The organism is Nostoc sp. FACHB-190 (assembly GCF_014696905.1).
GTDB lineage: Bacteria > Cyanobacteriota > Cyanobacteriia > Cyanobacteriales > Nostocaceae > Nostoc_B.
This window is the reverse complement of record NZ_JACJQW010000012.1, coordinates 134,066-145,880: the sequence shown is the minus strand read 5'-3', so window position 1 is coordinate 145,880 and position 11,815 is coordinate 134,066. Positions and strand designations below refer to the sequence as shown.

General features: G+C 42.0%; 4 protein-coding genes and 1 pseudogene. All 5 read right to left on the bottom strand.

Translation table 11 applies throughout. The features are described 5' to 3' along the window. Window positions 1-59: 59 nt before the first annotated feature. The 5 genes and pseudogenes from H6G28_RS15605 to H6G28_RS15585 all read right to left on the bottom strand — a co-directional run bounded on the left by H6G28_RS15605 (window position 60) and on the right by H6G28_RS15585 (window position 11,811). Window positions 60-2,453: a two-partner secretion domain-containing protein gene (locus H6G28_RS15605; RefSeq protein WP_190671951.1), complete on the bottom strand. Its 2,394-nt coding sequence runs from the start codon at window positions 2,451-2,453 to the stop codon at window positions 60-62. A 90-nt stretch (window positions 2,454-2,543) separates the two neighbouring features. Next, window positions 2,544-2,837: pseudogene (locus H6G28_RS37795) on the bottom strand (hypothetical protein); the annotation flags it as partial. A 66-nt stretch (window positions 2,838-2,903) separates the two neighbouring features. Then, the gene (locus H6G28_RS15595) at window positions 2,904-5,324 is read right to left on the bottom strand and encodes a hypothetical protein (protein ID WP_242054594.1); all 2,421 of its coding nucleotides are present in this window, start codon (window positions 5,322-5,324) and stop codon (window positions 2,904-2,906) included. 42 nt (window positions 5,325-5,366) lie between these two features. Next, window positions 5,367-8,270 (bottom strand): two-partner secretion domain-containing protein, encoded by a 2,904-nt coding sequence (locus tag H6G28_RS36865; RefSeq protein WP_242054592.1) that lies wholly within the window; start codon window positions 8,268-8,270, stop codon window positions 5,367-5,369. 64 nt (window positions 8,271-8,334) lie between these two features. Further along, on the bottom strand, window positions 8,335-11,811 hold the full coding sequence (locus tag H6G28_RS15585; protein WP_190671940.1) for a two-partner secretion domain-containing protein: 3,477 nt from the start codon (window positions 11,809-11,811) through the stop codon (window positions 8,335-8,337). Between the last annotated feature and the right edge of the window lie 4 nt (window positions 11,812-11,815).

Here is an 11,815-nt window from a genome sequence, read left to right as displayed (position 1 = left end):
ATTATGTATATATAGTTCCCTTGTCAGTAGCTTATATAACATTTAATTTGTCAAGTTAATTAATTTTGAGGTGTAGCAGCACAGGTTAATGCTGTTTGTACCTGAGTGGGAGATTGATTGGCAATTAATTCAATTTTGCCTTGAGCGTTACGTCGCCAGCCAGTTGCTTGGACAAGAACTGCTTGGGGTTTTGGCATTTTTGCTTGTACTGGTTGTTTGGTGTTGAATGCAGAGATATCACGGACATCAGACCAAGTGCGATCGCTACTCAATTCCTCTGTGGGGTTTTGCGGTATGCCACCCCTTCCTGTAGCAACAAAACTACTATTACTAGTATCAGCACACCCTGTAGCAATTTTTTGAGATGGATCGCTGAAATTTACTGGTAATTCTATTAAACCCGAATTGGGGTCAACACCAACATTATTCACTTCCACCGTACCATTTACCCCAAATTGTGAACTAGCAGTGATATCGCTTTCTGCTGTCACTTGGGGACTATATTTTAATCCGAAAACTCCGTGAGTTGTAATGGCAATGTTCCCACCTCTGCCTTGCACCGCATTAGCTACAATATCACTGTTTTCTAAAGCAAAAATAATTGGTGCGTTAATCGTAATATTACCGCCATTACCTACACTACCTGATGTGGCGTTGATGGCACTATTATGGCGCATCAATAAAGTATTAGCATTGACAATGATATTACCACCTTCGCCAACTTGTGTAGTTGCAGTAATAGCACCCTGAGTATCTAACATCACAAAGTTAGCATCAATCCCAACTTTTCCTGCATTACCTGTACCATCATTCCTGACATTCACTAATCCACCATCAGCCACCCGCAACTGCTGGGTTGTAATATGCACATCTCCACTATTCCCAGTCAACACTCTTGAGGAACCAGCTTGCTGCACAGTTGATGAACCGATAAAACTTGGAATTAAGAAAGATTGTGCTGGCTTACCAGCAACTTCCACTGACTCGGAAGCATTGAGAATGACATTGCCAGCATTGCCACTAGCATAAGAAGAAGCTTCAACTCTTGCCCCATGATGAACCGACAATTTAGCTGTATTCACAGTTAAGTTACCAGAATTACCCGCACCCAAAGTTGAAGAACTCAAGGAACTAGGCGCAAAACTAGTTGAAGCAGTTTCAAAACCAGAGACGTGGATAGATTCGGCGGCGTTGACTGTCAAATTTCCCGCCGCACCCGTGAAAATTGTGGAAGTTGTCACCACAGCACCATCTAAAATCACTAATTTATTTGTAGAAACATTGACATTTCCACCTTTCCCAGAAAAAAAAGTCAAACCAGAAATGCCACTACGATTACTTGGTCTTTTGCCTACACCTGCTACTTGAATTGTTCCAGAGGCATTGACCGTAATATTACCTCCGCCTACAGAAGTACCAGAATTATTTGTCAAAATTATGCCGCCATTATTGGCAATCAAATCTTTAGTAAATATTTCAATATTGGCTACCATCCCAGTACCAAAAGCACTTGCTCTAATTGCACTGGTCGTATTGCCACTAGTATTATCACCAGTGACTGTAAGTAATTCCGATGTATGAACCGAAATCTTACCTGGTTTATTGACATTGGTATTATTCTGCACCGACACACGAGAACCACCACTCAAGGTTAAACTCGCACCCCAGATGTTAATTTCGCCATTTCCACCTGTAGAAAGTAAAGATTGCTGAGATAGAGTAATGTCCCGAAAATTCTGCACATCTTGATAACCAAGGCTCCAGCCTAGATTATTAGAAGTGAGGCTGACAGTTCCACCATCAACAGCACCGAGTTCAATTCTTCCTTGAGGAGTGGAAAGAGTACGGCCACTTATTGAAACATCTCCGCCAACTAATGCTAAGGTTTTGTTTGTCGGGACTTGCAGTGGGATTGTAGAAGCTTGAACTTGGATTGCGGCTGGATTCTGCCCCATCTGTAAACCAATGGGTACACTCATGGTTAACACAGGAGAAATTGTTGCGTTGGTGCTAAACTCATTGCCATCTGCAAATTTGATGCTATTTGCTGTTGTGCCGATAAACGAACCACCTACATTTAAACGAGCTTTGTCCCCAAAGATAATTCCTGCCGGGTTGAGCAAAAACAGATTCACACCGCTATTAGTTTTGATGGAACCGTTAATGTAGGAAACATCACCACCAGTCACCCGGCTAAAAATGTTTTGGATGCCAGAAGTAGTATTGAAAGTGGCAGAACCGCCTGTAGGGATAGAGAATTGCTGAAAGCTATGAAATAAATTATTGCCAACAGCCGTACCGCCAGTGATGTTGTAACTATTACTTCCAGACCCAGGAGACACAGCAGTGCCGAGAGTACCATCAGGTTTGACTTCTGCCTGAGCATGACTGTTACCCATAGCCAAGATGTAGACTGCACCAATTAAGCCTAAGTTAGCAAGATTTAATTTCATCAGCTTGTTTTAATTATCTACTTGCTGTCTAGTCTTCCCAAGATGTATTGATTAATTGGGCTATCTATGTAATTTTATGGTGAGGTTTTTTCAGCTTTTATTAACACCAGCACAAGTTAATGAGGGTGATAAATTCACAGAAGATTTATCAGCAATTAACTCAATTTTGCCTTGGGCATTGGGTCGCCAGCTAGTACAACAAGGCAAAAGTAAAAAGTAAGAATAACTATACCACAAGCCTTTTAGCAATTTCTTATGGTCTGTTGATTTCCGCCGACCTGTACTAGTTGCTTGGACAAGTGTTTCTGGTGATTTAGAAATTTGGGTTTGTACTGGTTTTGTGGTGTGGAATGCAGAGATATCACGGGTATCTGCCCAAGTGCGTAGACGCAGAGGGTCTTATCGCTAGACATCGCTCCTCAGCTTCACCCCTGAGAAATCCGGGTACTGCTATTGTTTTTCGTTCAATCTGGCTTTTGCTGCTGCTCTGACAACTCGATTTGCATCTTGCAAGAGAAATTGGAGAATTTCTATGGTGACTTGCGGATGTTGGCTAATCACATAACGTTCATACCAAGGAAATGAACGTAATTTTTGTAAATTTTGAGCTAAATATTCAATAGGTGCGGCGGGATGTTGGAGAAGTGCCAAACGAAATGGTATTGTATCCAGGGTATAAAACCTGGGTTCAATAAAATTAGCTAGATATTTACTCGCAATTATAGGAGAGATTTGAATTAATCTTTTAACTGCCGCTATAAAAACTTTATGCTCTTTCCGCTTATGACCACGAGAATAAACAATATATTCATAATGGTCATATTGATAATTATTAGCCAAATTTTCTAGTATATGAATCGGAGTATTGATATTATTAGCAACAGCTAGTTGTACAAGTTTATTTTTGTCTTGGGCGAGTTTTTCTAAGCAATTTTTACTTTTGGGACTGCTATAGGCTTCTATGATCCGAGGATTTTTGGCAACGGCTTCGCGGATCAGTACTGATTTATGCTTGGCTAGTTCAGCTAATTTTGGCAGTGGCGTATGCTCATCAATCGCTTCGTTGTATTGAAGGATAAAATTACTTGTATTTGCAAACTTTTCTTGGTAAATTTTTAAAGCATATTGACGAACTTCTGGATGTGTATCGTATAATGATTTCTCGATAAACTCTGATGATGTATTGGGATTTTGTAACATCAATAAACGTAATCGATATTCTTTAAATTTGGTTATTCTCTCGCAAACTACATCAGATATATGGGGATGAGAAGCTACTGCTGCATATACATCTACACTACGAATATCTAAAATTTCTAATAAGAGTTCTGAAGATAGCTCAGGATTACAAACCACCTGTTGACAAATATTCCGTACTGCTTCCCAATAAATATCAACTGGTGTAATTTTCAGCAGTTCTAATAATTGAGGAATTGGAGTCATTGCACTTGTGGCTAGTGCATATTGTTCTTGTTGATGTATTTCTTCAATTTGAGTTCCTTCATAGCTATATGGTTCGCTAAAAAGTCTCCAGTGTAGATAAATATTATGAGGTTTTGTCTGAGGAAAGTGTAACTGTAATTGCTGTTGTAATTCTTGTGGAAGAGCAGGATTATAGGCAAGCTTTTGCAGTATACGAATATCTTGGCTTTGATAAAGAAGCAGTAAAATCTCTAATGGAGTATGCGGATTTTTAGCTACATTAGCTTGAACAGATATATTGCGATCGCCTGATAATCTTGCCAAACATTCTGGCGGTGTTTGGCTATTTAAAGCCACTGCTTGACGAACACGAACGCTCTTATCTTGGGTTAGTCTTTGAAGTATATCTAAATCAGCACTAGGATGACCAGCAACACATTCTCGAATTCTCCAATCAGAGGATTGCGCTAACGATTTTAAGTCACTTAATTCTAAATTGGGATGTTTTGCAACTCGCCATCTAATCAATGACCATTTACTTTGACAAAGTTCCCGCAACTTTTCTACTTGTGTATGGGGATGGGTGGCTAAAAATCTTTCTTGAAAAAAATCATTAACGATTGACCTTGGTAAACTAGGATTTAGCATAGTAGCTTCCCTTATTACCCGACTACGATGATCGGCAAGTTCAATTAAACATTCAAGAGGTGTGTTTTTATTTTTAGCAACTTCAATCAGAGTGGTAATTTTAAATTTTTTATTTAAGAATTGACGTAAATATGCGGGTGGAGTATCGCTAGATTTAGCGATGGCTACTTGCACATATTCTGAAGTTTGCTTGAGTTGCAAATCAGGTGTAATTCCCAATTGCCACAAAATAAATTGATAATAATGTCCTTTAGAATGGTTAATGCTATTGCATCCAACTGCGGCAAAGTTAGAAAAGCTCGCTTCGACAATATGTGGTAATTTATTTTCTGCATATTCTTGCCAGCCTGAATCCATTTCTCCGGCAATATTGACGTGCATTTTGATTAATTCATGAATAAACGCATCGCCAGAGGGATTTTCTGCGGCTAATTCTAATACTTGTTTACTAACTTGAGGATTCTGCACAATTCCCACTAAATGATAATGATATCCAGAAATGGCGAATCTGTGTAACCATTCTTGAGGGGCATCGTCACAAGCTAATATTGCCTGTAGGGATGAACCGGGAATTACTGATTCTGGATTTTCTAAATCTAGTGTCGGGAAAATAGGATTGTGAAGAAAATCTTGGGGAAATTCTTCTGCCAAGAGAAATAAAGTATAAGTTGGAGTATGCGGATTTCTAGCTACAGCTTGACGGACTTTTATATCTTTATGTCTTGCCAATTCTGTTAATAATTCTGGTGTCGTATTCAGATTATTAGCAACAGCAATTTCTGATTGATCACTGACTTGCATCAATTCCACCACTCATCCTTTGATAGACTAATATCCTGTTCACTATTGAGAAATAGCTTTACAGGTTAATTGTGTTGGTACAGGAATAGAAGATTTATTGGCAACTAGTTCAATTGTACCATCGAGACGACGATGTACACCTGTTGCTTGGACAAGAGTTTCTGGTGATTTTGATATTTGGGCTTGTGCTGGTTTTGTGGTGTGGAATGCAGATATATCACGGACATCAGACCAAGTGCGATCGCTCCTAATATCCTGTGTCGGATTTTGTGGTATTCCACCCCGTCCTGTGGCGACAAAACTACTACCACTTGTATCAGCACATCCAGTAGCAATTTGTTGGGATGTATCGGTAATATTCGCGGGGAGTTCAACTAAACCCGAATTGGGATCAACACCAACATTATTAATTTCTACTGTGCCATTCACCCCAAACTTTGAACTGGCAGTAATATCATTTTCACTGGTCAGTTGTGAACGATATTCTAAACCGATAATTCCCTGAGTGGTAATGTCAATATTACCGCCTTTACCTTGGAAAGCATTAGCAACAATATCACTATTTTCTAATCCGACGATGACAGGAGCATTAATGGTAATATTGCCACCGTTGCCATTACCGCCTGCTTCTGTTGTGATTGTACTACCATCACGAAGCAAGAGAAAGTCTGCAACATCTAAATTGATGTCGCCACCTTGCCCAGAGGCAGTAGTCGCTCGAATACGACCGTTCTCCAAAAAAATTTGCTCTGCTTGAATGCTTAACTGTCCCGCATTACCTGTTCCAGAGTTTGTCAGGTTGATGTAAGCACCATCGCGGACTTTGAGGCTGTTGGTTGTAATATTCAATCTACCTGCATTACCCGTAGGAGCATCTGGTAAACCATAAAATTGTCTGGCAGTCTCATTGAGAATGGGCGCACTGGCAGCAATGGAAGAACTGAAGATATTTTGCCCCCCTATTAAAATATCATTTGCCTGGATAATTAATGCCCCTGCATTGCCTGTGGCTTGGGTGCTGGTGTTGATTGATGCACCATTTTGGATAACTAATTGATTGGTTTGAATCGTCACATTACCTGCTTCCCCATTGCCTAATGTCATACTGCCGATCAAAGTTGGAGCTTGAGTGAACTGATTGATGCCAGTGATGATCAGGCGTTCTGCCACATTCACACTGACATTGCCACTATTTCCTAAATTATTTGATTGTTTAGCATCGCCAAATATGCCAAACACTGGTAAGCTGCTCGCCGACAACACAGTTCCAGCCTGCATTGTCAAATTTGGAGTAGTAACAGACACATTACCCCCATGCCCAGAACCTGTAGTAAAGCTACCGATACCACTAGCCACTGTTGGTAAGATTGGGTGTACACCTACCATGTCTATGGATTGCTGTGCTACTACTGTGACATCACCCGCATTACCGCTACCCGTCCCAGGTATTCTCGCCAACCGGATAGCAGAGGTAAAAATATCCCCTCCATCTGAAAGCTGTAATTTTCCTATAGAGACATGGATATTGCCGCTATTACCAGTCCCTGATGTATAAGCATTAATTCCACTAGGAGTAAAACTGATCGGATGAGCTGCGATCGCTGTCATATCTTCTGCTACCTTGACGGAAATATCACCCCCATGCCCAGTTGCACTAGGAAAGACAACCGTTGTAATTACGCCACTTTCTTGCAGATGCAATTGACGCGCCACTACATTCACATCTCCTCCATCTCCTGATGCGTAAGTTTGACTAGCAATACGGCTACTGCTACTTCCTGTTGGTAATAAAGGAGATTTGACAGCAACAGTCCCACTAATAGCAACTGTATCTGCTCCTACCTCTACCTTCCCTGCTGCTCCCCTACCCAGGCTCAAGGTTTCAATCGCTGCACCATCTTTTAAAGTCAACTGTCCGGCTTGAATCTTGACTGCTCCCCCATTTCCCGTTGCTGTCTGCGCCACCTGATTGACAATCCAAGCACTGGGAGCTTGAGCATTGGCATTGATTCCACCCAAAAACAGCGATCGCTCTGCATTCACGGTAATATTACTACCCTGTCCACTACCTGTATTTGCACTAGCAATTTGTGATTGGTCGAGGCGAATGTCTCTCCCTACTACCTGAATTCCGCCAAACGGATTACCTACAGGATTGGGATTCCATAAGGAAGAGCGTTGTGTAAAGTGAATATCGCGGAAATCTTGCACTTGTGCATAATCTAGCTGTAATCCTGTGGGTGTGGATATTAAATTAACTGTCCCACTCCCGACTGCACCGATTTCAATGCGACCAACTGGTGCAGTAATTACACCCCCTGTCAAGTTAATATCTCCACCAACTAAGGCAATGGTTTTGGTCGGACTGCCAATTATGCCTAAATTATTGGTCGGGACAATCCCATCATTGGCTTTTCCATTGACTTGAATTGGTTGTGCATTACTACCCATTTGCAACCCAATAGGTACACTCATTTTTAACAATGGTGTATTACTGGGATTCGTGGCACTAAATTCTACGCCATCGGCAAATTTAATACTATTTGCTGTTGTCGCTACAAATGAACCGCCAATATTTAAGCTGGCATTTTGCCCAAAAATAATCCCGGCTGGGTTGAGTAAAAATAAATTGGCACTATACTGGGCGCGGATTTCACCATCAATGTTGGAAATCTGACCACCAGTCACTCGACTAAAAATATTTTGAATATCAATGTCATTATTAAATGATGCAGAACCATTTGTCGGGATAGAGAATTGACTAAAGCTATGAAATAAATTGTTGCCTACACGAGTGCCATCCTTGATGGTGTAACTATTGCCACTACTTTCTACAAGTGTTTTGAGGGTGCTATCGGGAGTTACTTGTGCGTGAACACTATTGTTGTAAACAGCAAATAAGCTGATTATACTTAGCACACCAAACCCGACAAAAGTTAATTTCATTGATCCAGTTCTTGTTTTTATTATGTGTTTATAGTTCCCAATCCAGTCAATTTTGTAACGGTAATTAGTTTTGAGGTACAGATGCACAGGTTAAGGCGCGTTGTATCTGCGAGGAAGATTTAGCGGCAATTAATTCAATTTTGCCTTGGGCATTACGTCGCCAAGAGGTAGCTTGGACAAGAGGCTGTGGTGGTTTTGGTATTTGGGCTTGTGCAGGTTGTGTTTTGTGAAATGCAGAGATATCACGAGTATCAGACCAAGTGCGATCGCCCCAAATCTGCTGTGTGGGATTTTGCGGTATTCCACCCCTACCTGTAGCGACAAAACTACTTCCACTATTAGTAGAACAACCATCAGCAATTTGCTGCGACGGATCATTCACATTTGCGGGTAGTTGATTTAAACCAGAATTGGGATTGACGTTGGGTGCGGTGATCTGCACAGTCCCATTCACACCAAACTCGGAACTGGCTGTAATATCGTTGTCGGCCGTTAGTTGGTTACGGTATTCTAAACCGATAATGCTGTTAGTCGTAATGTTAATATTCCCACCACGACCACGCACAGCGTTAGCAATAATATCACTATTACCAGTGGCGATGACAAACGGCGCATTGATACTAATGTTACCACCGTCGCCTGTATCGCCTGCTTCAGCATTCAGGAGACTGCGATCGCGCATCAGCAAAAAATCAGACAGATTTAACACTAAGTTACCACCATCACTAGCAACAGTAGAGGTGCTGATTTGAGCATTTTCCTTAAGAATAAGCGATCGCCCGGTAATCTCCACCGTCCCACCATTACCTGTTCCGGTGCTGCGACTGGTAATTTGTGCGCCAGTTTGCAAGTTAATGCGATCGCCTGCGGTAATATTTAAGTTACCCGCTTTTCCTGATTGGGATGAGGCGGTGGAAACAGTAGCATTGTCAATTAAATCTAAAGTTCCAGTGTTAAATTTCACCGTACCACTGTCACCACTACCCGAAGATTGACTACTAATGGTGCTTTGATTGAGTGCGATCGCCTGAGACTTAACATCAATTGCACCAGCATTCCCCATCCCTGTGGTGTTGCTAGAGATCATACTTTGATTGCTGAGTTGCAAAGTACCTGTATTCAGGGCAATCTCCCCACCTTTACCGCTACCACTGGTATTGGCTGAAATTGTACTATTGTCAAGTTCTATGGTGTTAGGCACATTAAATATAATATCTCCCGCATTGCCAGTGGCAGAGGTTGAAGAGTTAACAGAACTACCATTGAGGAAGGAGAGGCGATTTGTGGTGACATTGACATCTCCAGCTTGTCCAGTACTGTTTGTAGTGGTGAAAATTTGACTATTATTCAATGTCGTTAAACCTGGACTGGTGAGCGTGACATTTCCGGCGGAGTCGCTGCCGTTAGTATCGCTTTCAATCAGGGTGTTGGTCAGGGTAAGATTACCGACACTACTAATGCTGACATCGCCCGATCTCCCTGTGCCATTAGCTGGAATGCTGATTGTAGCTATGAGTGGGATTTCGAGGGTGAGTGGTCTACTCGTTTGGATCGCCAGATCATCGATCGCCAAATCTCCCCGTCCCCAAATAGACACCGCCCCCGCCGCCGCAGTAGAAGATGTTGTTAATATTGTCAGTCCAGATATCTGGTTTTGAGCATCTAATGTTACAAAACCAGAATTGTTTGCCGTTCCTTGGGGCGCAATGCTCAAACTATACAAGTTACTACCGTTACCAAGAATATCTCCGTTTTTTGCTCTCAGGACAATATCACCACCCTTACCGCTATTCCCTAAAACTGAGTAGGACAATGAGTTTACATTACTCTGGTTAAAGATATTGCCATTGGTTGTAGTCAGGGCAATATTGCCGCCATTGCCACTATTCCCGAAGTTGGAGTTGGAGTAAGAGTAAAAAAAGTTCTGCCAGTTCTGGTTGAAGATGTTGCCATTGGTTGCAGTCAGGGTGATATCACCGCCATTACCGCTATTCCCGAAGTTTGAGTTAGAAAAAGATATCAAAACGCCTTTGCTAATGAGGTTGCCATTGGTTACAGTCAGGTTAATATCGCCGCTATTGCCACTATTCCCTGAAATTGAGTAGGCAAAAGATGCCAACCAGCCGTTGTTAATGAGGTTGCCATTGTTTACAGTCAGGTTAATATCACCGCCATTCCCACTATTATTCACCCCAAATGTTGATGAATATACTAAGCCATTGATAAAAAGATTACCGTTAGTGGTAGTCAGGGCAATATCGCCGCTATTTCCACTATCCCCAAAATACGAAAAAGACGAGGAATCTAAGTTTCCCGTGACAATATCCCCAGAGGCAGTTAAGTTAATTAAACCACCATCTCCCCCTGTTGTATTTGATGTCTGGATACTGCTCACCCTAATACTTCCCGGTGGCAAACCTGCCACTGTCCCCGTCGTGAAGCCTAATTGCGGCAAATTAGATGTCGGTACTGATGCCACTCCTGCCCGTAAAATCGCCGCAGGTTGTGTTGTGAGTATCAGATAATCTGGGTCGGTGCTGGGAACGCTCACATCAGGGCCGGTAATCACAATATTACCCCCCTCAATGCTTCCTGTCGCCTCCACCTTTAATGCTACCCCTGTGTAGTCACCAAACACCACATCCCCATTAGCATAAATTATCGGGTCAAACAAACTCACAAACTTCCCTGGAGTCCCTGCTAAAGTTTGAAATGAGAGATTGCCACCACTCAGGAAATGTGCATCCCCAGAAATATTCCCGTTGCTGATTAAACTCAGATTCCCCCCACTTTGAAGGGCGGCTACTGGATGATTCAATGCCAGGATATCAATGTTTTGATTTCCTTGAATTGTTAAGTTTCTGCCTGCTTGGGCAAGAAATGGAGTTGTGGCATTATCTCTAATTTTCACAGTATCTTGCGCTTTGAGGCTTAAATCTCTCCCTGCTACCAGTTCTCCTTGTAAGTCCAGGCTACCCGCTTCTAATGTTAAATCTTGTCCGGTGGTGAGATGACTCTCTACGCGAATCGGTGCGGCATTCTGCCCCATCTGTAACCCGATTGGTACACTCATTTTTAACAATGGTGTATTACTGGGGTTGGTGGCACTAAATTCTACGCCATCGGCAAATTTAATACTATTTGCTGTAGTTCCGACAAAGGAACCACCAATCTGCAATTTGGCATCTTTCCCAAAAATAATCCCCGCAGGGTTGAGTAAGAATAAGTTGGCGTTACCATTTGCTTGAATTAAACCATCAATGCGGGAAACATTGCCGCCTGTTACCCGACTAAATATGTTTTGGATGTCTGCATCATTGTTAAAAACTGCGGAACCATTGTTGGGAACGGAGAATTGGCTGAAGCTATGAAATAAATTATTGCCGACACGAGTGCCGTTAGTAATGGTGTAATTATTGCTACTACTCACAGCCGTGTTAAGAGTCCCATCAGGAGTGACTTGTGCATTAACACCACAAGCGCAAACGGTAGAGATGCCGAGCGCACCAACAACGGCAAACCCAATAAAGGCTAATTTCATGAGA